The organism is Anaeromassilibacillus sp. An250 (assembly GCF_002159845.1).
Lineage (GTDB): Bacteria > Bacillota > Clostridia > Oscillospirales > Acutalibacteraceae > Anaeromassilibacillus > Anaeromassilibacillus stercoravium.
Map to the genome: position 1 here is coordinate 53,755 of NZ_NFJK01000007.1, position 22,173 is coordinate 75,927.

18 protein-coding genes are annotated in these 22,173 nt (G+C 57.5%); 16 read left to right on the forward strand and 2 right to left on the reverse strand.

From position 1 onward, the window contains the following. Positions 1-9 precede the first annotated feature (9 nt). Positions 10-279: an ACT domain-containing protein gene (locus B5F54_RS07860; RefSeq protein ID WP_087232801.1), complete on the reverse strand. Its 270-nt coding sequence runs from the start codon at positions 277-279 to the stop codon at positions 10-12. A gap of 448 nt (positions 280-727) precedes the next feature. Here B5F54_RS07860 and B5F54_RS07865 point away from each other — a divergent pair, with 448 nt between their 5' ends. From B5F54_RS07865 to ispE, 5 genes are all read left to right on the forward strand, one after another. Further along, positions 728-1,540 (forward strand): histidinol-phosphatase HisJ family protein, encoded by an 813-nt coding sequence (locus B5F54_RS07865; RefSeq protein ID WP_087232804.1) that lies wholly within the window; start codon positions 728-730, stop codon positions 1,538-1,540. A gap of 252 nt (positions 1,541-1,792) precedes the next feature. Next, on the forward strand, positions 1,793-2,278 hold the full coding sequence (locus B5F54_RS07870; protein WP_087232807.1) for an Lrp/AsnC family transcriptional regulator: 486 nt from the start codon (positions 1,793-1,795) through the stop codon (positions 2,276-2,278). Next, positions 2,274-3,446: an aminotransferase class I/II-fold pyridoxal phosphate-dependent enzyme gene (locus B5F54_RS07875; protein ID WP_275532227.1), complete on the forward strand. Its 1,173-nt coding sequence runs from the start codon at positions 2,274-2,276 to the stop codon at positions 3,444-3,446. The genes B5F54_RS07870 and B5F54_RS07875 overlap by 5 nt, the downstream gene beginning before the upstream one ends. 17 nt (positions 3,447-3,463) lie before the next feature. Next, the gene (locus B5F54_RS07880) at positions 3,464-4,606 is read left to right on the forward strand and encodes a DUF362 domain-containing protein (RefSeq protein WP_172749634.1); all 1,143 of its coding nucleotides are present in this window, start codon (positions 3,464-3,466) and stop codon (positions 4,604-4,606) included. A 23-nt stretch (positions 4,607-4,629) separates the two neighbouring features. After that, positions 4,630-5,547 carry a 4-(cytidine 5'-diphospho)-2-C-methyl-D-erythritol kinase gene (ispE, locus tag B5F54_RS07885; RefSeq protein ID WP_087232816.1) on the forward strand — a complete coding sequence of 306 codons (918 nt, stop codon included), beginning with the start codon at positions 4,630-4,632 and terminating at the stop codon, positions 5,545-5,547. 115 nt (positions 5,548-5,662) lie between these two features. Here the strand turns inward: ispE and B5F54_RS07890 are convergent, their stop codons facing one another. After that, positions 5,663-6,316: a DUF4190 domain-containing protein gene (locus B5F54_RS07890; RefSeq protein WP_087232819.1), complete on the reverse strand. Its 654-nt coding sequence runs from the start codon at positions 6,314-6,316 to the stop codon at positions 5,663-5,665. Positions 6,317-6,471: 155 nt separating this feature from the next. Here B5F54_RS07890 and spoIIR point away from each other — a divergent pair, with 155 nt between their 5' ends. From spoIIR to plsX, 11 genes are all read left to right on the forward strand, one after another. Beyond that, complete coding sequence (gene spoIIR / locus B5F54_RS07895) at positions 6,472-7,074, forward strand: stage II sporulation protein R (RefSeq protein WP_191362233.1); 603 nt, start codon at positions 6,472-6,474, stop codon at positions 7,072-7,074. Between the two features lie 114 nt (positions 7,075-7,188). Then, positions 7,189-10,578: a PD-(D/E)XK nuclease family protein gene (locus tag B5F54_RS07900; RefSeq protein ID WP_087232821.1), complete on the forward strand. Its 3,390-nt coding sequence runs from the start codon at positions 7,189-7,191 to the stop codon at positions 10,576-10,578. Continuing rightward, positions 10,538-14,071, forward strand: a complete 3,534-nt coding sequence (gene addA, locus B5F54_RS07905) for a helicase-exonuclease AddAB subunit AddA (protein ID WP_087232824.1) — start codon at positions 10,538-10,540, stop codon at positions 14,069-14,071. Before B5F54_RS07900 ends, addA begins: the two co-directional genes overlap by 41 nt. Before the next feature lie 206 nt (positions 14,072-14,277). After that, positions 14,278-14,817: a translation initiation factor IF-3 gene (gene infC / locus B5F54_RS07910; RefSeq protein ID WP_191362230.1), complete on the forward strand. Its 540-nt coding sequence runs from the start codon at positions 14,278-14,280 to the stop codon at positions 14,815-14,817. 23 nt (positions 14,818-14,840) lie between these two features. Then, entirely contained in the window at positions 14,841-15,038 is a 198-nt protein-coding gene (rpmI, locus tag B5F54_RS07915; RefSeq protein WP_085531901.1) for a 50S ribosomal protein L35, read from the forward strand. A gap of 56 nt (positions 15,039-15,094) precedes the next feature. Further along, on the forward strand, positions 15,095-15,448 hold the full coding sequence (gene rplT / locus B5F54_RS07920) for a 50S ribosomal protein L20 (protein WP_087232827.1): 354 nt from the start codon (positions 15,095-15,097) through the stop codon (positions 15,446-15,448). A 61-nt stretch (positions 15,449-15,509) separates the two neighbouring features. Beyond that, positions 15,510-16,304, forward strand: coding sequence for a TrmH family RNA methyltransferase (locus B5F54_RS07925; protein ID WP_237966602.1), 795 nt, complete (start codon positions 15,510-15,512; stop codon positions 16,302-16,304). 15 nt (positions 16,305-16,319) lie between these two features. Then, positions 16,320-17,483 carry a DNA-processing protein DprA gene (gene dprA / locus B5F54_RS07930; protein ID WP_087232832.1) on the forward strand — a complete coding sequence of 388 codons (1,164 nt, stop codon included), beginning with the start codon at positions 16,320-16,322 and terminating at the stop codon, positions 17,481-17,483. Between the two features lie 188 nt (positions 17,484-17,671). Then, positions 17,672-19,777, forward strand: coding sequence for a type I DNA topoisomerase (gene topA / locus B5F54_RS07935; protein WP_087232834.1), 2,106 nt, complete (start codon positions 17,672-17,674; stop codon positions 19,775-19,777). 12 nt (positions 19,778-19,789) lie between these two features. Beyond that, positions 19,790-21,097 carry a methylenetetrahydrofolate--tRNA-(uracil(54)-C(5))-methyltransferase (FADH(2)-oxidizing) TrmFO gene (gene trmFO / locus B5F54_RS07940; RefSeq protein ID WP_087232837.1) on the forward strand — a complete coding sequence of 436 codons (1,308 nt, stop codon included), beginning with the start codon at positions 19,790-19,792 and terminating at the stop codon, positions 21,095-21,097. A 47-nt stretch (positions 21,098-21,144) separates the two neighbouring features. Beyond that, positions 21,145-22,167 (forward strand): phosphate acyltransferase PlsX, encoded by a 1,023-nt coding sequence (gene plsX / locus B5F54_RS07945; protein ID WP_087232840.1) that lies wholly within the window; start codon positions 21,145-21,147, stop codon positions 22,165-22,167. The last annotated feature ends 6 nt before the right edge of the window (positions 22,168-22,173 follow it).

A 22,173-nucleotide genomic window follows, 5' to 3' on the forward strand; every position in this document is an offset into this window, starting at 1 on the left:
CGATGCTGGTCAAATCCGATGCATGGAATTGAAAATATCCTCGTGCATGACATGGATGGTCAAGCCCATCCCTTCCCCAATCGCGGTGAGCGCATCCACCAGATCCTGGAACGGGATCGAACACTTGGAAATGTCCACCATCATAATCATGGCAAACAAGTCTTGCAGGATGGACTGGGTCACTTCCACAACGTTGACATTATTTTCTGCGCAGATGGAGGAAACACGGGCCAGAATGCCCACCATATCCTTTCCAATTACAGTGATAACTGCACGCATTGCTGATAACCTCCTCATTGATTTTTATGATCCGTCTTTAAGAAATGCTCCGGTGCATAAAATCGCCCGGATAATACAAATTCCAGTCCTCATTATGAACGGAAAAAAATCTTCTGTCAAGAAAGGCGGTTTGTCTTTTTTGCGAGGAGCGTATGAGTGCAGGAAAGGGGCCAAAGGGGTACATCCATGGATGGAAAGCGGGGCAAAACAAATCGAAACATTGAACAGAATATCTGGTAAAACTGCGTAAAATCTAACGCTGTAGCAACTTTTTTGTGCAACCCTTGGGGAATCTGTTTAAAATCGGCGGCGTTTTCCAGCGGCAAAATGGGAAGGATTCATCTATAAATAAGGCCGGTTCTATGATAGACTGAATACAAATAAAAGGCGGATGATTCTGCTTAGTGAACATAAAGATAAGAATATCGTTTAGAAAGTGAGTTGGACAATGAAATATCGGTACCTATCTGACTGCCATACCCATAGCGATTGTTCCCCGGATGCTTCCGACCCGACCATGATGCTATGTGAATGCGCCTGCCGGTTGGGGCTTTATGCCTTGACCATCACAGACCACTGTGAATGTAATGTTTACAGGGAAGAGGAATATGACCGTTCTGTCCGGCAATCGTATTTTGAGGCACGGAAAGCCTCGGCTGTTTTCCATGGCCGGCTGCATGTGCGCGCCGGTATAGAGCTTGGGCAGCCCATGCAAAACATAGAAGCGGCGGAGGACATCCTCGATGCCTGCGATTTTGACTTTACGCTTGCCTCCGTGCATAATGTGCAAGGGATGCCGGATTTTTATGAGCTGGACTACAGCCAGGTCGATCTTACCAAGACGCTGCATCAGTATTTCGATGAGATTCTAGAAACCATCGAGTGGGGGAAGTTTGATTCCCTTGCGCATTTGACATACCCTTGGCGGTATATTGTTGGCGAACATGGTTTGGCTATCGACGACGTGCAGTTATCGGGGCGGATTGACGAGGTCTTAACAGCGCTGATTAAGAATGGAAAGGCGCTGGAGGTCAACACGAGCGGCCTGCGCCAAAAGCTGGGGGAGACCATGCCGAATTTGCAAATTGTGAAGCGGTATTATGAGTTGGGAGGCAAACTGGTGACGCTGGGTTCAGACGCACACCGTTGGCCGGATGTCGGCGCCGGGATGGAAGAGGGCATGAAGCTTATCCGCCAAGCTGGATTCACCCATTTTGCCCTGTATTCCCATCATGAGCCGAAGCTCCTTCCAATCGAATGAGTACATTTTCAGGGGGCCCTTCCCAATTTTGGGGAGGGCCCCTTGTTGATAAATATGGTTTCGATCCCGTTCGTCGGTTTCATCACGATGAAAACGATATACAACGCAATTCCCATTTATGGCTTATTTTTGGATTGGATATTTTCATTGGTTGGCAATTGTTGTATACTATAATTTAATATCCAACTTTTGAAACACAGGAAGGTCTTATTCCTTAGCCCTTCCCAATAAATAACCGGAGGAGTGAATCTTATGGATCGTCTATTGGAATTGTTAAGCCAGAACGCCCGCTTGACCACCCGCCAGCTGGCCACGATGCTGGACCGCCCGGAGTCGGAAATCTGCAATCAGATCGACGCCTATGAGAAGGCGGGAATCATCCGCGGCTATCAGACGTTGATTAACTGGGAACGCGCAGATGCCAACAAGGCATTTGCCCTGATCGAGCTGCGCGTTACACCGAAGCGCGACCGCGGGTTCGATGAGATTGCGCAGAAAATTATGCAGTTTGAAGAGGTGGACAGCGTCTATCTGATGTCCGGCGGATTTGACCTGGCTGTGATGGTGCATGGGGACACGATGCAGCAGATCGCCATGTTTGTGGCCCGCCGCCTGTCCCTGCTTGATTCTGTGCTTTCCACTGCCACCCATTTTATCCTGACGCGTTATAAGGATGGTGGGGTCGTTCTCAAGACCGAGGACGAAAACGATGAGAGAAGGAGTGTGCTCTGTGATTGACTATAGCACCGTGCTCAACCAAAAGGTGCAGGCGATCAAGCCATCCGGTATCCGCCGTTTCTTCGATATTGCCAATGAAATGGACAATGTGATTTCCCTCTCGATTGGAGAACCGGATTTCACAACGCCGTGGCATGTCCGCGAAGAGGGAATCCGCTCTTTGGAGGACGGGAAAACGTGGTATTCTCCAAACCGTGGCTTTATCGAACTGCGCCAGGAAATTTCGCGCTGGCTGAAGCGCCACTATCATGTGAATTATAATGACAAAGAGGAAATTTTAGTGACAGTGGGTGGCTCGGAGGCGATTGACCTCTGCCTGCGCTCCCTCATCAGCCCGGGAGACGAGGTCTTGATTCCGGAGCCGTCCTTTGTGTGTTATGTGCCGCTGACAGAAATGGCGGGCGGCGTACCGGTTGTTTTGGAGACAAAGGCTGAGGATCGTTTCCGCATCACGCCGGAAGCCCTGCGTGCCAAGATCACCCCGAAGACAAAGCTGCTGATTCTGCCCTATCCGAATAACCCCACGGGCGCAGTCATGCGCCGTGAACATTTGGAGGCGATTGCGGAGGTTGTCCGGGAAAATGATCTGATGGTGCTTTCCGATGAGATCTACAGTGCATTGACCTACGGAGATACCAACCATGTCACCTTCAGCGCGATTGACGGTATGTGGGAGCGGACCATTGTGGTGAATGGGTTCTCCAAAGCATTTGCCATGACGGGCTGGCGTTTGGGTTATGCGGTTGGCCCGGCGCAGATCATCAAGGCGATGACGAAACTGCATCAGTACGGCATCATGAGCGCGCCGACAACGGCACAGTATGCCGCCATTGAAGCGTTGAAAAATGGCGATGAGGACATCGTCTATATGCGCGAACAATACGACATGCGCCGCCGCCTGGTCGTGGACGGCTTCAACTCCATGGGCTTAACATGCTTCGAACCGGAAGGGGCATTCTATGTATTCCCATGCATCAAAAAGACAGGGCTTACTTCAGAGGAATTCTGCGAAAGATTGCTGTATGAGGAGCGCGTCGCGGTGGTCCCGGGGTCGGCGTTTGGAGACTGCGGCGAAGGCTTTGTGCGCGTCTCCTATTCCTATTCCATCAAACATATCACCGAAGCGCTTTCACGTATTGAGCACTTCATCAAACAGTTTGAGTCTTGAGGAGCGCTGTGGTTTCATTGAAACAAAAAGAACGGGTTTGCCTCTCCATCTGTGAGACCTATGCGTTTGAAGAGGTCCGTGCAGCCCTGCGGGCGCAATTGGACGCGCTGCATGTGGAGGAGCTTTTGTTTCCCGGATGCCGCGTGGTCATAAAGCCCAACCTGGTGATCCGTTCCAAGCCGGAAGAAGGTGCGATTACCCATCCGGCCGTGGTGGCAGCTGTGGCGGTGGAGCTTTTGGAGCGCGGCGCAGGGCATGTGACCGTGGCAGAAAGCCCCGGAGGGCCTTATACGCCGCCGCTTCTGCGAGCGATCTACGAGGCAGGCGGATATACGGAGCTGGCCCAAACATATGGATTTTCCTTGAATTTTGATTGTTCCTATGGATCGCTCGAGGCGCCGCAGGGCCAGCGCTGTAAGCGGTTTGACGTCATCCAGCCGGTTTTGGAGGCGGATCTCCTGGTGGACATCGCTAAGCTAAAAACACATGGAATGATGGGGTTGAGCGCGGCGGTCAAGAATTTGTTCGGCTGCGTCCCCGGTTTGATGAAACCGGAGCTGCACTGCCGTTTCCCGGAGCGTGAGGCGTTCGGGGAGATGGTAGCAGACCTGTGTTGCGCCTTGAAGCCCGCGCTCTGTGTGGTGGATGGCATCGTGGGGATGGAGGGTAACGGCCCCACCGGCGGGAAACCGCGGCTTGTGGGCGCGTTGGCCTCTTCGCGGGACCCGTTTGCGCTGGATATGGTTTGCGCGTCGTTGATCCATCAGAACCCCGTGCATGTGCCATACCTCCGCGCGGGGATGAAGCGTGGGGTGTGCCCGGAGAGCTTGGACGGGCTTTCCCTTTGGGGCGTGCCGGTACAATCGTTGGCAGTTTCCGACTTTATTCAACCGGAATCGTGCAGTGTGAATTTTTTGGATTGGCTTCCGAAGTTTTTACGCCCTTTGGCGGAAAAGGTGGCCACGCCGGTTCCACGCATTCAGACGAATCACTGTGTCGGATGTGGAAAATGTGCGGAAAGCTGCCCGCAGCACACCATCCGGATCGCCGGCGGCCACGCCGTGATCGACTACCGGAAATGCATCCGGTGCTACTGCTGTCATGAAATGTGTCCGAAGCACGTGATCGACATCAAGCGCTTCCGGCTATTTCGCTTTTGACACAAATACAGAAGATACAAAACATGGGGATTGCTGTGCCGCGCATGGCGGTCCCGATTTTATTGTGGGGGATGGTCATGCGGATCAAGGCGTATGCAAAAATCAACCTGGCGTTAGACATCACAGGCAGGCGGGAAGACGGCTACCACCTCTTGGACATGGTGATGCACACGATTTCCCTATGCGACATCCTCACCCTGCGGCAGGGGGGCGATGGGCTTTCCGTGACCTGCGGGCGGACGGATGTGCCGTGCGGAGAGGAAAACACGGTGTACCGTGCAGCGGAGGCGTTCTTCCGGGTGATCGGGCAGCGGCCGAATCTTTCGATCGAGATCGAAAAGCGGATTCCCTCCCAGGCAGGTTTGGCCGGTGGAAGCGCAGATGCGGCCGCTGCTCTGCATGCGCTCAATCGGATGTACCGCGCGGAATTGCCGCTCGAAACGCTTTGTGAAATCGGCCTTACGGTTGGTGCGGATGTACCCTTCTGCGTGTGGGGCGGTTCCGCGCGGGTCCAGGGGATTGGAGAGCGGCTGGAGCGCGCCCCACTGCTTCCAGGCGGTTGGTTGGTGGTCTGTAAGCCGCCGGTCGGGGTCAATACAAAGGAGGCGTACCGGTTGGCGGACGCCCAGGGGGGAAGTTCCGCATCGCGCCATGCGGCCAAGGTGATGGAAGCGCTTTCGCGGGGAAACCTTGCGGAGGTCGGCGCATCCTTGGGAAACGCCTTTGAAGATATTTTACAGCTGCCGGAGGTCGAAACCATCAAGGCCGGGATGCGCGGGTGCGGTGCGCAAGGGGCCTGCATGACCGGGAGCGGCTCGGCGGTCTATGGGCTGTTCGATCGGGAAGAACCGGCAGTAGCATGTAAGGAGCGGCTACAAGGCCGGTACCCCGAGACCTTTGTCTGCCTGCCAATATCTACGTCCGTGGATGTTTTGGAATAGGCCGGACTGCCAGGAAGCTTGCGTTTCCTATGGGGCAACGCACAAAAATTTTGCTTGACATGAAAGAATCCCCCATACCAAAACATGGTATGGGGGATTCGATTTCATTTTCCGCTCAGGCAATCGCCAGAACAAAGGACAGCACAAAATTGAGAATCCAAATAGCAGCACCGATCACGAGGCCGATGATACCGGTGACGAAACCTGCCGAGGCCAGCCCTTTTGCGGTGCTCTGTTTGCCGACCCTGCCGGTGGAAATGGCAATGATGCCGAGAATCACGCCAATCAAGGGAATAAACAGGGACGTAAGGATGCTGAGGATACCCGTCACAAGGGAAATGGTCGCCTTGTTGGTGGGGTTATGTACGGCCACTGGGACGGGAGCGGGTGTGGGGGATTCCTTTGCGAAGGAATCTGCTGCGGTTGCCCCTGTGGGAATCGGTGCTTGCGTCGCAGGAATCTCTTGCGCGAGAAGCTGCACAAGGGTTTGCACCCGGCTGTTCAGTTCGCTTTTCGGCAGCGCGCCGTAAAAACCGGTTACGCCGTGCTCGCCAAAGGATTTGATCCAGGCTTCCAAATGCACGTTTCCCTGCCCGTACTGCAATTTGATGAACTGGGGAGCGGAGACGGCCCCCACCCCTTTTTTCCACACAGTTTCGCCCTTATAGACCGTCTGACGAAACCCTTCCTTCGTGAGAAAATCTTCCGCAATGAATTTGATCAGATCGTCCGGCTTGTTGATGGTGTAATCTGCAATATATCTGGACATGTTCTTCCTCCTTCGTTTCTTCATTTGCATCATAACGGAACATCGGGATTTTGTCAAACTGTTTAGGGGCATATTTCCCGTTTCTTTGGAAGGCGATGTATAATTTCAAAAATATGGGCAATACTCCCGGCATCCAACAGAAAGAGGGACTTGCCATGAAAGTGTTCGAAAAGTCGATCTGCCTTGCAATGATATTGGCCGTGCTGTTTTCCTTCACCGGGTTTGCAGCGCAGTGCGAGGATATTCCGGAGCACGTCCTGCGTCTGCATGTCCTGGCAAACTCCGATTCGCAGGAGGACCAAACGTTAAAATTGCAGGTGCGCGACCGCATTTTGCAGGAGAGCGCGGGGATGCTCGACGGGGTGCGCAACAAGGAAGAGGCTGAACAGCGCATCCGGGAAACGCTCCCAGCGTTGCAGCGCGCCGCCGAAGACGAAATCGAACAGCGCGGCTATACCTATCCGGTTACCGTGGAGCTGGAACAAACCTACTTCCCCACCAGAGAATATGAGCAGGTGACCCTGCCTGCCGGCACCTATGAGGCCCTTCGGGTGTGCATCGGCGCGGCAGAGGGGCACAACTGGTGGTGTGTGATCTTCCCGCCGATGTGCCTTCCGGCGGCAGAAGAGCCGCAGGAGCTTGCAGATGTGCTGGACGCCCAACAGCTTCAGATTGTGGAGGGGCAGAACCGGTATGTGATTAAATTTAAAGCGTTGGAATATTATGAGCAGATCAAAGCGTGGCTGGCTGGTTTGTAAGAGCCATATGCATGAGAAGGAACCCGGTGATGGGTTCCTTTTTTTATATTTCGAATTATTTGTAGCCGGGAACACCGTATAATGGGGAGGAACGAACGATCGGAGGGGTTCATTTTGCTACATTTACTTCTTGGCCGTGCGGGAAGCGGAAAAACGGTACGCCTGCGCAATCTGCTCAAGGAAACGCCGGTGGAACAGCAGCCGGTTTTGCTGGTCCCAGAGCAGGGGTCCTTCCAAAATGAACGCGCGATGCTGCGCCTATTGGGGCCAAAGGAAGCCCAGCGGGTTTGGGTCTTTAGCTTTTCGCGCCTCGCGGATTTTGCTTTCCACCGGTTTGGAGGGTCGGCCGGCCGGCGCTTGGACGACGGCGGCCGCAGCATTTTTATGAGTCTGGCACTCGAGCAGGTGAAGGACCAGTTGGACTTCTACCACAAGAGCGCGGAGGATGCGGAGCTGGTCCGGCTGCTGTTGGCACAGGAGGCGGAACTCAAGATGTGTGGCATCCGGCCGTCCGATCTTTTGGAGGCGGTGGAAACGCCGTCGGACCAGCCGTTGTCCAGCACTTTGCAGCAGAAGGCCCGGGAGCTTTCCTTGATTTTGGAGGCTTACGATGCGCTGGTAGCGCAGAGCTACGTGGACCCGCTGGACGACCTGACGCGGCTGAAAGCGCTTTTGGAGCAACATACCCTTTTTAAAGGCTGCGTGGTAGCGCTCGACTCCTTCCAAAGCTTTACGGTGCAGGAATACCAGATCATCGCCGCCATGCTGGAACAGGCGGACGAGGTGTATGTGTCCCTCTGCACGGACCAGCTGGACGACCCCGAGCGCGGCATGGGGTTGTTTTCCCTGGTGCGCCATACGGGGAACACCCTCATCCGGATGGCCAAGGAGCGCGGGGTGCGTGTTGCTGCGCCGGAGGTGTTGGAGCCGGGGAAACGGTTTCACGCCAAGGGCCTTTCTGCTTTGGAGGCGGGCTCTTTTCGGACGGCCCACGGCGCCCCGCAGCCTGCGCAGGGGGTGACCCTCTATGAAGCGAAAGACCTATACGACGAGGCAGAGACCGCTGCGGCTGCGATCCGGCATCTGGTGATGGAAAATGGCTACCGCTACCGGGATTTTGCCGTGATCGCCCGCACGCCGGACCAATACCGGGGGATATTGGATGTGGCTTTGGAGCATCGGGACATCCCCTACTTTATGGATAAGCCCCAGGCGGTGGATGCGGAGCCCCTGATGCGGTTGGTGCTTTCTGCATTTCAGGTGGTGCGCTCCGGGTTTGCCTCTGGCGATGTGTTTGCCTACTTGAAGACGGGTTTGGCCGGCTTTTCCACGGAACAGATTTCCGCGTTGGAAAATTATACCTACTTATGGAATCTGTCCGGCCGGAAGTGGAAAGAAGCATGGGCGGACCATCCACGTGGATTTGTGGAGGAATGGACGGAGCGGGACCGCGAGCAGCTGGAAGCGCTGAATGAGAGCCGCAGTGCGGTGGTAGAGCCTTTATCCCGGTTTGCCCAGCGGGTGGCGGAGGCCGACGGCGAAGAGATGGCGTTGGCGGTGTACCGCCTGTTGGAGGACGTCCAGGCGGCGGAACATCTAAAAGAATTGGCGGCACGGCTGGCGGCGGACGGAAGGCCGGAGCTGGCGGAACGGCAGCTGCGCCTGTGGGATGTGCTGATGGCGATCCTCGACCAGAGCGCCCTGGTGCTCAAGGGATGCCGTCTGCGCCACACGCGGTATGCAGAGCTCCTGCGTCTGGTGATCTTGGCGAACGACATTGCCAGCATTCCGGAGGGCCTGGACGAAGTGACCGTCGGCGCTGCGGACCGTATCCGCGCGGAGGAACCGAAGGTGGTCTTCCTGCTTGGGGCGGCGCAGGGCGATTTCCCGCTCTCTCCGAGCTCCCATTGTGTGTTCAGCGATGGGGAACGCCGGGAGTTGATCGCGCTCGGCCTGCCGCTGAACGATACGCTGGAGGGCGTTGCCGTGCAGGAACGCTTCCTTGCCTATGCGGCAATGAGCGCCGCTTCGGAGCGATTGTACATCAGCTTTGCCGCGGCCGGTCCGGAGGGCGAGCCAAAGCGCGCCTCTGCGATTGTCACGGAGACACTGTCCATTTTGCAGGGAGTGCCTGTTTATACCCCGTACAGCCTGCCACAGACCTGGACGGCAAACGCCGCGCAGCCCGCCTTTGCGCTGGCCGCACAGCAATGGCAGCGGAATACGCCGCTTTCCGCAACGATGAAGCAGCTCTTTGCGGAGCGGCCCGGCTATGCGGCGCGCACCGCTGCGGTGGACCGAGCGGCTCGGAAAGGTGCTGCCGGTTTCCAGGACGAGGAGAAAGCGCGGAAGCTCTTTGGCGCAAATATGCATGTATCCGCAACGCAAATTGAGACATTTTACCTCTGCCGGTTTCAATACTTTTGCCGTTATGGGCTGCGCGCCAAGGAGCGCCGCACCGCGGAGATGGATGCATTGGAATACGGGAGCCTGATGCACTACCTTTTGGAGCACATCTTCCGCGAGACGGGCGCGCAGGAATTGCACGCCATGGGCCAACAGGATCTCAAAGCGGAGATCGACCGCCTGTTGGAGCAATATATGGAGACGCATCTCGGCGGATCGCGCAATAAGTCGCCGCGTTTTGCGTATCTGTTTGCACGGCTGTCCGAGTCCGCGCTGGTGATCATTGCGCACATAGCGGAGGAACTCTGCCAGAGCGAATTTGCGCCCGTGGACTTCGAACTGCCCGTCGGCGAGGACGGGGTGCCCGCTCTGTCGATCCCTCTGCCGGACGGCGGGCGGGTGTCCATCGACGGGAAGGTGGACCGCGTGGACCTGCTCCAACGGGACGGGGTCCAGTATTTGCGCGTGGTGGATTACAAGACCGGCAAGAAGGAATTCAAGCTGTCGGATGTGATCTATGGCGTCAACATGCAAATGCTCATCTATTTGGCGACCTTGAGCGAAAACGCGGAAGCGCGCTATGGCGGCAATCTGGCGCCGGCGGGGATTCTTTATGTGCCCGCCTCGAGGCCCAATCTCTCCGTGGCGCGCGGCACGTCCAAGGAAAAGGTGCGGCAGGAAGAAACCAAAAAACTGCGCATGAACGGCCTATTGATCGACGACCCAGACATTCTCCACGCGATGGAACCCGACGGCGCGGGGACATACATCCCGGTGACCATCAAAAACGGCGCTCCCGCCCGGCGCGACAGCGTGGTGTCGCCGGGGGAGATGGACGCCATCTTGCGCCGGGTGAAGGATTTGGCCGCATCCATGGCAGAAGAGCTGCACCGGGGCCGCGTGGCGGCGGTCCCGCTCAAGGGCGATACGGACGCCTGCCAGTGGTGCCCGTATTTTGCGGTCTGCGGCAGGGAACAGGAGGACGCCGCGCGGCAGATGGGCAAATGGGACCGCAACGCGGCCCTAGCGGAATTGACAAGGAAGGGGGAGCATACAGATGGGACGGAATTGGACGCCAGGCCAACGGGACGCGATTGAAGCGCGCGGAGGGACGCTGCTGGTTTCCGCCGCTGCCGGTTCGGGCAAGACGGCGGTCCTGGTGCAGCGCGTGATCGAGCGATTGACCGACGAGCGCCATCCGACGGATGCGGACCGCCTTTTGGTGGTCACGTTTACGAAGGCCGCGGCTGCGGAAATGCGGGACCGGATCGCCGCCCAGATCGCCCTGCTGTTGGAAGAAGACCCGTATAACGTGCGTTTGCAGCGTCAGCAGATCCTGTTGGCGCGGGCACAGATCAGCACCATCCACAGCTTTTGCAGCGAACTGGTGCGGGAGAATTTTTATAAGCTCGGCGTGTCGCCGGATTTTCGCATCTTGGACGACGCGGAAATGACGCTGCTTCGCAACGATGCGATGGCGCAGGTGCTGGATGAATATTACGCTCTTTCAGACCCGTCGTTTTTGGAGCTGGTGGACGCCTTTTCCGCTGGGCGCGACGATGCGCGGATTGTCTCAACAGTGGAGACCCTCTATGAATTTGTGCGTTCCCACCCGTTCCCGGAGCGGTGGCTGCGCGAAAAGGCCGCCCTCTATCGGGAGGAGATTCCCGCATCCCAGACCATCTGGGGGGAGACGGCGCTCCGCTATGCGGCGGACGCGGTGGCGTACGCTATCGCCCTGACACAGAACGCACTGTCCCTGATGCGGCAGGATGAGGCGATCGAAAAGGCCTATCACGATGCGTATGCGTCGGACTTGGCCGGTTTGCTGGACTTGCAGGCGCGCATCGCACAAAAGGATTGGAATGGGCTTGCCTTTGCGTGCGGGGATTTTACCTATGAGAAGCTGAAGCCCCTGCGCGGCTATGGGGACGACCCTTTGAAAAATAAGCTGACGGCCTCCCGCAAAGAGGTCAAGGCCACGGTGGAAAAGTTGGCCGGCCTGTTTCAGGAGAGCGAGCTGGAATGTGCGGCGGACATTGCGCGCCTGGCCCCGCTGGTGGCCAAGCTCTTCGAGGTGACGGTCCGCTTTGGCGAGACGCTCGACCGCTTGAAGCAGGAACGCCGCGCCGCCGATTTTGGCGATTTGGAGCACTGGGCGCTGAAGCTTCTTGTCCGCGACACGCCGGAGGGGGCTGTCCGCACCCCGGAGGCGGAGGAGCTGGCCGCGCGGTTTGATGAGATCATGGTGGACGAGTACCAGGACACCAACGAGGCGCAGGACATGATTTTCCGCGCGGTGTCGCGGGAGGAATCGAACCTGTTTTTTGTGGGGGATGTCAAGCAGAGCATCTACAGCTTCCGGCAGGCCATGCCGCAGATTTTCCTGCGCCGCCGCGCGGCCTATCCGCCCTACGACCGCACGCGGGATGTGTACCCGGCCAGCATTGCGCTGGACCGGAACTTCCGGAGCCGCGCAGGGGTCACCGGGGCGGTCAACTTTGTCTTTCGCCAGTTGATGAGCGTCCAGACGGGCGACCTCGATTACGGGGAGGGGGAGGAGCTGATTCCGGGCGCGTCCTATCCCCCCAGCGCGGAGCCCGACACCCAGCTCGACATCATCGACCTCTCCAAAGGGGACGAGGAAGAGATGGTCCGCGTCGAGAGCCGCCACATCGCGGAGCGCATCCACCGCATGATGGCGGAGGGCCTGCTGGTCACGGAGGATGGGGTGCAGCGCCCCGCCGGTTACCACGACTTCTGCATTTTGCTGCGCAGTGCAAACCGGTACGCAAAGGAGTATGCCAAGGAGCTGCAGCGCCTTGGCGTTCCCGCATGGGCGGATACGGGCGGGGGCTTTTTTGCCGCGCCGGAGGTGGCTGTGGCGGTGTCGTTGCTGCGGGTGATCGACAACCCGATGCAGGACATCCCGCTGTTGTCCGTATTGATGAGCCCCATCTATGGGTTTACCCCGGACGATCTGGCGGACATCCGCATCCGGGAGCGCAAAGAGCCGCTCTACATCGCCCTGGTGCGGGCGGCGCAGGAGGGCGATGGGCGGGCAACGCAGGTTTTGCGGGACATCGAGGAGTACCGTGCTCTGGCCGCAACCCTTCCCTCGGACCGGCTGATCAATCTGGTATACGAAAAAAGCGGGTATCCGGATCTGGTGCAGGCGATGGAAAACGGCGAACTCCGGCTGGCAAATTTGCGCCTGCTGTTGGAGTATGCCAAGAAATACGAGGGTTCCGGCTTCAACGGGCTGTCCGGCTTTGTGCGGATGTTGGATCGCTTGGAACAGCAGGATGCCGACCTCGCCTCAGCCTCCACAGTGGGCGGGGCCGAAGTGGTGCAGATTATGAGCATCCATCGCAGCAAGGGGCTGGAATTCCCGGTCTGTATCCTGGCGGGCTGCTCCCGGCGGTTTAACAAGGAGCGCGGGGACGTTCTGCTGCATCCGGAACTGGGATTCGGCGTGAAACTGCGCGACCCGGAGACCGGCGCGCGGGTGACAACCTTGCCCAGGGAGGCCGCCGCATTGGAGATCGACCGCGGGGAGATGAGCGAGGAATTGCGCGTCCTGTATGTGGCGATGACGCGCGCAAAAGAAAAGCTGCTGCTTGTGACCACGGTGAAAGATGCGGAGAAGACGCTGGGAAAGCTGGCCTCCCGTCTGACCGAAGAGCCGCGCCTACAGCCCTATGTGGTGCGGAGCGCTTCCTGTATCTCCGACTGGCTGCTCCTGTGTGCGATGCGCCATCCGGATGGAGGAACGCTGCGCGAGATGGCGGCGGCGCTGCCGGGCGTCACCGTTTCCTGCGATACCCCCTGGGCGATTCGGATCGTTTCTCCCCCCGCCGCGGAAGAGCAGGGGCAGCCAGAAGCGGAGGCCCCGGCAATGCCCGACCAGGCGCTGCTAAGTCAATTGAGAAGCGAACTGGATTTTGTATATCCCTACGCCGGTTTGCGCGGCGTGCCGACCAAGGTGGCGGCCAGCGATCTGGCGGCGGAACCGTTTTCTTTCCAGTATGCCGCCACAGCGCGCCCCGCTTTTTTGAGCAAGCAGGGGTTGACTCCTGCAGAGCGCGGCACAGCGCTGCACCAGTACATGCAGTTCTGCGACTATGAGACGGCGCGCACGCAGCCAGAGCGCGAGTGTGAGCGCTTGGTGAAGCAGGGGTTCCTTTCCCGCGAGGAGGGCGACGCGGTGGAGATGAACCGGGTGCAGGCGTTTTTTGCCTCACCCCTGGCGCAAAGGATCCTGCATGCGAAGCAAGTCCTCCGCGAGTACCGCTTTACCGTGGAGATTCCCTCCGGAGAAGTGCAGCCCGGCCTGCCGGAAACGCTCGCAGGGGAGCCGGTGGTGATGCAGGGCGCGGTGGACTGTGCATTTGAGGAGGACGGTAGCCTGGTTATCGTGGATTTTAAAACCGACCACACTAAGGACGAAGCCGCCCTGTGGGAGCGCTACCGGGCACAGTTGGCCCTTTACCGCCGGGCGCTCGCGGTCTGCACCGGCCTGCCGGTCAAGGAATGCCTGCTGTACTCGTTTTATCTGAACCGCGAAATCCGTGGGGAAGGGATGGGTTGATGTGCGTCCATCTTTTGAAAAATTGTCCTTGACAAACGCTGGGCTAGATGGTAAAGTTAGTAGGTAAAACAAAGCGGGGCTTTGCCCACACCTGTGTGGTTCCGTCCGTCATGGGTCAATACGTACACAGAGCAATCTGTGAAATGAGGTATTGATGCGCGAGCGGAAGGATTCTGCCCGCGCTTTTTGTTGCATTCATAAATAACGTGATTTGGAGGTGCTTAACCATTAGCAACAAGGAACTACAGATCAACGAAGAAATTCGTGACAGAGAAGTGCGTGTCATCGGTTCGGACGGCAACCAGCTTGGGATTATGCCCACCGCGAAGGCGTTGGAGATGGCGTTCGGACAAAATTTGGACCTTGTAAAAATTGCGCCGCAGGCGACGCCTCCGGTTTGCAAAATTATCGACTACGGAAAGTACCGTTTTGAACAGACGAAGCGCGAGAAGGAAGCAAGAAAGAACCAGCGTGTCGTCGAGATCAAGGAAATCCGCCTGTCCCTCAATATCGACACCCACGACTTTGAGACGAAGGTTGGCCATGCCACCCGATTCTTGAAGGAAGGCAATAAGGTCAAGGTTTCCATCCGCTTCCGCGGCCGTGAGATGGGGCATCCTGAGCAGGGCCACGAGATCATGCGGCGCTTTGCAGAGGCGCTCAGCGAGCTTGCCAATGTGGAGAAACCGGCGAAGCTGGAAGGACGCAACATGCTGATGTTCCTTGCATCCAAACCCGCTAAATAATCATTATTAAGGAGGAGCATATCATGCCCAAGATTAAAACACACAGCGGCGCGAAAAAGCGCTTCAAGCTTTCTAAGAATGGAAAGGTCATCCGCGCCCACGCCAATAAATCCCATATCCTGAACAAGAAGACCACCAAGCGCAAGAGAGGCCTGCGTCAGACCACTGTGGCGGACAAGACGAATGTACGCCAGGTGAAGCGCCTGGTGCCTTATAAATAATCGAGGCAGCGTTTCGTTTCCGATCAAAACTATAACCATTACTGGAGGTATATAAAATGGCACGTGTAAAAGGCGCGTTGATGACACGCAAGAGAAGAAAAAAGACTTTGAAGCTGGCGAAGGGCTATTTTGGTGCAAAGAGCAAGCACTTTAAGATGGCGAAACAGGCCGTCATGAAATCCGGCAACTATGCATACATCGGCCGCAAGCAGAGAAAGAGAGATTTCCGCCGCCTGTGGATCACCCGGATTTCCGCCGCCTGCCGCATGAACAACATCAGCTACTCGGTGTTCATGAACGGGCTGAAGAAGGCAAATATCGCGCTCAACCGCAAGATGCTCGCTGAGATCGCTGTGAGCGATGAGGCTGCATTCAAGGCGCTGGTTGAGAAGGCAAAAGCCGCAAGATAAAAAAGCTGGAATTGCGCCCGGAAGAGATGCCGGGCGCAACTTTTCGTTATGGGTGAAAATGATGCCGGAAGTGATTACAAGCCGAAAAAATGAATGGGTGCGCCATGCCGCAAAGCTCGCCTCCTCCGCGGAATTCCGGCGGAGCGAGGGCCTTTTTATAATCGAGGGGGCCCGTTTGTGTGCGGACGCTGCGGACAGCGGCATCGCGGTCCGGACGCTGTTCTATACCGAACAGGCAGCGCAGCGGTATGCCTCGTATTTGGAGCGGGTGGTCCCCCGGGCCGCGCGTGCGTATCTGCTGGCGCCGCATGTGGCGGAATTGCTGGCGGAGACCAAGACGACGCAGGGGGTTTTCTGTATCTGTGAAAAGCGCCCTGGGACGGTGGGGCTGGAGGGGCTTTCGCCCCAAGGACACCTCTTGGCGGTCGAGAATTTGCAGGACCCCGGCAATTTGGGGGCGGTCCTGCGCACGGCGGAGGCATTGGGGCTTTCCGGCGTGCTGCTGGCGGGAAACTGCTGCGATGTGTATAGTCCGAAGGTGCTCCGCGCCAGTATGGGGGCAGTGTTCCGCCTTCCGTTCCGCTCGGTGGAGCGCCTGGCGGATGCGGCGCCAACGCTCCGGCAGATCGGTTTTGCGCTCTATGCCGCTGTGCCGGATCGGACGGCAAAGCGGGTTACGGAGCTCTCCTTTGAAAAGCCTTCCATCATTGCGGTGGGCAACGAAGGGAACGGGTTGGAAGCGGAGACAGTGGCCGCGTGCGGCCAAGCGGTGACGATCCCCATGCGGGGGCGCGCGGAGTCGCTCAATGCGGCGGCCTCCGCAGCCATTCTGATGTGGGAACTGATGCGGGATTGAGAGGAGGAGAACAGGATGGAGTTGGACCGGCGTGCCTATTGGATCTGGCTGCAACATGCCCTGCAAGCGGGCAGCAGCAAGCCGCGCCACATCCTGGAATCCTTTGGCAGCATCGAGGATTTTTACCGTGCGGGCCCGCAGGAGTGGGGCCTGCTGGGGATTTTCACACAGCGCGAGCTTTCCGCAATGCGGGAATATCCCCTACAGGAGGCACAGGCCCAACTCGCCCATTGTGCGCAGATGGGGCAGACGGTTCTCACGCCGGAGGACGGGGAATATCCCTTCCTTCTGCGGCAGATTCATAACCCTCCGGCTGTATTGTATATACAGGGAGAACTTCCGGATTTTGCGGAAGTCCCCGCCATCTCCATTGTGGGGACGCGGAAAGCGACGCTGGTGGGGAAGCGGGTTGCACACAGCTTGGGGTATGGGCTTGCCAAGGGCGGCGCCGTGGTCGTCAGCGGCGGTGCGCTGGGCATCGACACAGCTGCCCACAAGGGCGCGCTGCTTGCGGGAGGAAAGACGGTCTGCGTGCTCGGCTGCGGGATCGATTATCCGTATTTAGCCGCGAATACCTCTTTGCGGGAGGCGATTTCACATAGCGGCGCCCTGCTTTCGGAGTATCCGCCGGGGACACCGGCGCTTCGCAATCATTTCCCCATCCGCAACCGGCTGATTTCCGGACTGTCCGTCGGGACGGTGGTGGTGGAGGCTGCGGAAAAGAGCGGGTCTTTGCTCACCGCGAACAATGCGATCCATCAAAACCGCGACGTCTTTGCCGTGCCCGGCTTGGTCGGGAGCCGTATGTCCCAAGGTCCCAACAACCTTTTGCGCGAGGGAATGAAGGCGGTCAGCTGTGCAAATGACATTTTGGAGGAATATCTTTTCCGCTTTCCAGGAAAAATCCACTTGGAGGAATCGGCGGAAAGTGTTATGCTGATAAAGGCCGCACCGCAGGAGCAGAAACCCACACCGGCCTGCCGAAAAGTGCCGGAGGGCCTTTCAGACGACGCCTCTGCGCTGTTCCAGGCGCTTTCCAGAGAGCCGCGTGCCTTGGCTGAGCTTTGCTCGGAGGCAGGGGTTCCGGCGGCACGCGCCCTTCCAGCGCTTACGGAACTGGAGCTGATGGGTTGCATCCAGGGGTATTCGGGGAGAAGATACGCCTTAAAACATTCTTAGGCTTTATGAAAGCCCGTCCAAATGTCTTGTGGACAGGTTTTCACAAAGTCTAAAGGACTTTGCCATTTTTGGAGATCAACATTGATTTGTAAAACATAGATATATAGGAACGTTGTTGTGCGGGAAGATGGAGTTCCCGCAGCGGTACGGCGGCTGTGCCGTACGAGATGAAAGAGGTGGATAGATAGATGTCGAAATTGGTAATTGTGGAGTCGCCCGCAAAGGCGAAGACCATTAAGAAATATTTGGGCCCTGGATACGATGTGATTGCCTCGATGGGGCATGTGCGCGATTTGCCGGAAAACCGGTTGAGCGTGGATATCAAGAAGGATTTTAAACCGAAGTACGAGATCATCAAAGGCAAAGAAAAATTGGTGGAGGAACTGAAGGAAAAGGCAGAAAAGAGCGATTATGTATTCCTGGCAACGGACCCGGACCGCGAAGGGGAGGCCATCTCTTGGCATTTGGCCTATTTGCTGGACCTCAATACGGAGGACGACAACCGGGTGACGTTCAATGAGATTACAAAAACCGGCGTGACAAACGGGATGGAGCATCCCCGCAGCATCGATATGGATTTGGTCAATGCGCAGCAGGCGCGGCGGATTCTCGACCGGCTGGTGGGCTATAAGCTCAGTCCGTTCCTGTCCCAGAAGATCCGCCGTGGGCTTTCGGGCGGCCGCGTGCAGTCCGTGGCGGTCCGCCTGGTGGTGGACCGTGAGGAAGAGATCCGCAAGTTTGTCCCAAAAGAATATTGGACGATCGATGCGAAGATGATCCCCAAGGGGTCCCGCAAAGCGTTCCCCGCAACATTCTATGGCGACGAGAATGGGAAAATCGAGATTGAGAACAAGGAACAGGCGGATCAAATCCTTGCGGAACTGGAGGGCGCCGAATATAAGATCTCGAAGCTCAAAAAGGGCACGCGCCGCAAATCCCCTGCGCCGCCGTTTATCACCTCCACCCTGCAGCAGGAGGCCTCGCGCCGCCTGGGGTTCCAGGCGCGCCGGACGATGAAGGCTGCGCAGGAGCTGTACGAGGGCGTTGAAATCGAGGGGATGGGCGCGGTCGGTCTCATTACTTACATGAGAACGGACTCCTTGCGCCTGTCGGAGGATGCGCTCAAAGACGCCGCCGACTACATTTTGGAGCGCTGGGGGAAGAAGTATTTGCCGGATACCCCCCGCCACTTTAAGACAAAGAAAAACGCCCAGGACGGGCACGAGGCCATCCGGCCGACGATGCCCAGCCTTTCGCCCGATCAGGTGAAAGACAGCCTGAGTTCGGACCAATATAAACTCTATAAGCTGATCTGGGAGCGTTTCATCGCCTGCCAGATGGCAAACTGCCTCCAGAGCACGACGCAGGCGGAGATTTCGGCCAAGAATTATATCTTCAAGGCGTCCGGCTATACTGTCACCTTCGACGGATTTACCGTGCTTTACGAAGAGAAGAAGGACGAAGACTCCGAGAGCGGCGGGGCGCTGCCGCCCCTCGAGAAGGATATGCCGCTGCGCTGCAAGGAGATCGCAGGCAACCAGCATTTCACGCAGCCGCCCGCCCGCTATACGGAGGCGTCGCTCATCAAGGCGTTGGAGGAAAACGGCATCGGCCGTCCGTCCACCTATGCCACCACGATTTCAACCATCACGGGGCGCGAATATGTGGTCCGCGATGGCAAGGCGCTCAAGCCGACCGAGCTGGGGGAAGTGATCACCAAGCTGATGAAAGAGCGGTTCCCGAAGATCGTCAATGTCAAATTCACCGCACAGGTGGAAGAGGAGCTGGACGAGGTACAGAGCGGGAAGGTCGATTGGGTGGAGACGCTGCACGACTTCTATGGCGATTTCGAGAAGACTTTGAAAAAGGCCAAGGAGGAGATGCAGGGGGTCAAGATCCAACTGAAAGAGGATGAGACCGACATCATCTGCGAAAAGTGCGGCCGCAAGATGGTCGTCAAAATGGGCCGCTACGGGAAATTCATTGCCTGCCCCGGATACCCGGAGTGCAAGAATGTGAAAAAGCTGGTGCAGGAGACCGGGGCGGAGTGCCCCAAATGCGGCGGCAAGGTGATTGTGAAGAAGTCCAAGAAGGGGCGCATCTTCTATGGATGCGCGGAATATCCCAACTGCGACTTCATCTCCTGGGATGAGCCCAGCATGGAGAAATGCCCGCGCTGCGGGAAGACCCTCTTAAAGAAGAAGGGGAAACATCCCAAGTACTATTGCGTTACGCCGGACTGCGGTTATGAGCGCGTGGAAAACCCGGATGAGGAAAATAAAGACGAAGTATAAAAGGAGACGCCGATGAAGATACGAGTGATCGGGGCTGGATTGGCCGGCTGTGAAGCGGCATGGCAGATTGCACAGGCCGGTGTGCAGGTGGAGCTCTGGGAGATGAAACCGCAGAAGTATTCCCCCGCGCACCACAGCCCAGACTTTGCAGAGCTGATTTGTTCCAACTCCCTCAAGGCGGCGCGTGTGGACAGCGCGGCCGGCCTGCTCAAAGAGGAAATGCGGCGGCTCGGTTCCCTGCTGATGCAATGTGCGGATCAATGCCGTGTCCCCGCGGGCGGGGCGCTCGCCGTTGACCGGCACGCCTTTTCCGCGGCGGTGACCAAGGCGATTCGGGAGCATCCGCAGATCGAAGTGCACAGCGGGGAGATTACGGAAATCCCTACGGACGGCGTCAACGTAATCGCCACCGGCCCGCTGACCTCCGACGCACTGGCGGAGAAGATCGCCGCCCTTTGCGGCGGGAGTTTGAGCTTCTTCGATGCAGCTGCCCCGATCGTCACCGCGGAGGGCCTCGGCCGGGACCGCATTTTTGCCGCGTCCCGCTATGGAAAGGGAGAGGACGACGCGTACTTAAATTGCCCGATGAACAAAGAGGAGTACGAGCGGTTCTATGAGGCGCTAATCCACGCCGAGCGCGCGCCGGTCCACGACTTTGATGTGGCGGACCCGAAGGTCTACGAGGGCTGTATGCCCATAGAGGTGATGGCGCAGCGCGGACCGGATACCATCCGCTTTGGCCCGCTTAAGCCGGTCGGCCTGCGCGACCCGGCGACCGGGCACCGGCCCTGGGCGGTCGTGCAGCTCCGGCGCGAAGACCGGGAGGGGACGCTCTACAATCTCGTCGGGTTCCAGACGAACCTCAAATTCGGCGAGCAGAAGCGCGTCTTTGGCCTGATCCCGGGCTTGGAGCAGGCGGATTTTGTGCGCTATGGAGTGATGCACCGCAACACTTTTTTGAATTCGCCAAAGGTGCTGAACAGCGATTTCAGCTTGCGCGCGCGTCCGGATTTGTTTTTTGCGGGCCAGATCACGGGCGTGGAGGGCTATATGGAGTCCGCCGCGAGTGGAATCCTGGCGGGGAAGAACGCCCTTCGCAGGTTGCAGGGAAAGGAGACCCTTACGCTGCCGCCAGAGACGATGATTGGCGCGCTGAGCCGCTATGTACAAAACGGCGGCGAGGGCGATTTCCAGCCCATGGGCGCAAACTTTGGCGTTATGCCGCCCGTGGTTCCGCATATCCGGGACAAGCGTTCCCGCTATGCGGCCTTTTCCGAACGCTCTTTACAAACGTTAGACGAGTTTCTTAAAAATACATAGAAGATCAGAAATCCAAAGTAGCCGCACTGCGGCGGGGAGGTATCGCGATGAAAATTATTGTGGACGCTTTTGGCGGGGACAATGCACCCCTGGAAATTTTGAAAGGATGTGCCGAGGCGGTAAAGGAGCTGGACATCGACATCCTGCTGACCGGCAGCGAGGCGGAGATCCGGCGTGTGGCAAAGGAGAATGACATCTCCCTGGATCGCATGGAGATTGCGGACACACCGGATGTCCTCACGATGGAGGATCATGCGGGGGCTGTTTTGAAGGAGAAGTCCAACAGCTCCATGGCCCTGGGCCTGAAGTTGCTTGCAGAGGGCAAGGGCGACGGCTTCCTCTCCGGCGGCAATTCCGGCGCACTGGTGGTCGGTACAACGATGATCGTCAAGCGCATCAAAAACATCAAGCGCGTGGCGTTTGCCCCGATTCTACCGAAGAAAAAGGGCTTTTTTATGCTCATTGACAGCGGTGCAAACGTCGACTGTAAGCCCGAAATGCTGCGCCAGTTCGGTGTGATGGGGTCGATCTATATGGAAAAGGTGATGAATGTTTCCAGGCCGCGCGTGGGATTGGCCAATATCGGCACGGAAGAGCACAAGGGCGGCGAGCTGCAGCAAGAAGCCTATGTTTTGTTAAAAGAATCGGGGCTACATTTTGTCGGAAATGTAGAGGCGCGGGAGATCCCCGAAGATGCGGCCGATGTGGTCGTGGCAGATGGCTTTACCGGTAACATGCTGCTCAAGATGTATGAAGGCGTGTCGATCGCCATGATGCAGATGTTTAAAGAGGTTTTCTTTAAAAATTGGAAGAACAAGCTGGCAGCGTCCATGCTTTTGAAAGATATCAAGGAGCTCAAGAAGACGATGGACTACAACGAATACGGCGGGGCGCCGATCATGGGCGCGGCAAAGCCGGTGTTCAAGACCCACGGAAGTGCGAAGGCGAAAACGGTAAAAAATGCACTCCGCTTGACCAAGTCCTATATCGCCGGAAATGTTGTGGATGAAATCGCCGCTGCTGTGGCAGTCTATAAGGAGAGCCAGGCAAAGGAGAAGCAGGCGGATTAATGGCAG

Excerpts from the sequence above, each read along its gene's own strand:
- addA (WP_087232824.1), top strand. The coding sequence starts at position 10,538 with ATGGGACGGAATTGGACGCCAGGCCAACGGGACGCGATTGAAGCGCGC.
- topA (WP_087232834.1), top strand. The coding sequence starts at position 17,672 with ATGTCGAAATTGGTAATTGTGGAGTCGCCCGCAAAGGCGAAGACCATT.
- ispE (WP_087232816.1), top strand. The coding sequence starts at position 4,630 with ATGGGGATTGCTGTGCCGCGCATGGCGGTCCCGATTTTATTGTGGGGG.
- B5F54_RS07860 (WP_087232801.1), bottom strand. The coding sequence starts at position 279 with ATGCGTGCAGTTATCACTGTAATTGGAAAGGATATGGTGGGCATTCTG.
- spoIIR (WP_191362233.1), top strand. The coding sequence starts at position 6,472 with ATGAAAGTGTTCGAAAAGTCGATCTGCCTTGCAATGATATTGGCCGTG.
- trmFO (WP_087232837.1), top strand. The coding sequence starts at position 19,790 with ATGAAGATACGAGTGATCGGGGCTGGATTGGCCGGCTGTGAAGCGGCA.
- B5F54_RS07925 (WP_237966602.1), top strand. The coding sequence starts at position 15,510 with ATGCCGGAAGTGATTACAAGCCGAAAAAATGAATGGGTGCGCCATGCC.
- B5F54_RS07865 (WP_087232804.1), top strand. The coding sequence starts at position 728 with ATGAAATATCGGTACCTATCTGACTGCCATACCCATAGCGATTGTTCC.
- B5F54_RS07870 (WP_087232807.1), top strand. The coding sequence starts at position 1,793 with ATGGATCGTCTATTGGAATTGTTAAGCCAGAACGCCCGCTTGACCACC.
- rpmI (WP_085531901.1), top strand. The coding sequence starts at position 14,841 with ATGCCCAAGATTAAAACACACAGCGGCGCGAAAAAGCGCTTCAAGCTT.
- rplT (WP_087232827.1), top strand. The coding sequence starts at position 15,095 with ATGGCACGTGTAAAAGGCGCGTTGATGACACGCAAGAGAAGAAAAAAG.
- dprA (WP_087232832.1), top strand. The coding sequence starts at position 16,320 with ATGGAGTTGGACCGGCGTGCCTATTGGATCTGGCTGCAACATGCCCTG.
- B5F54_RS07890 (WP_087232819.1), bottom strand. The coding sequence starts at position 6,316 with ATGTCCAGATATATTGCAGATTACACCATCAACAAGCCGGACGATCTG.
- plsX (WP_087232840.1), top strand. The coding sequence starts at position 21,145 with ATGAAAATTATTGTGGACGCTTTTGGCGGGGACAATGCACCCCTGGAA.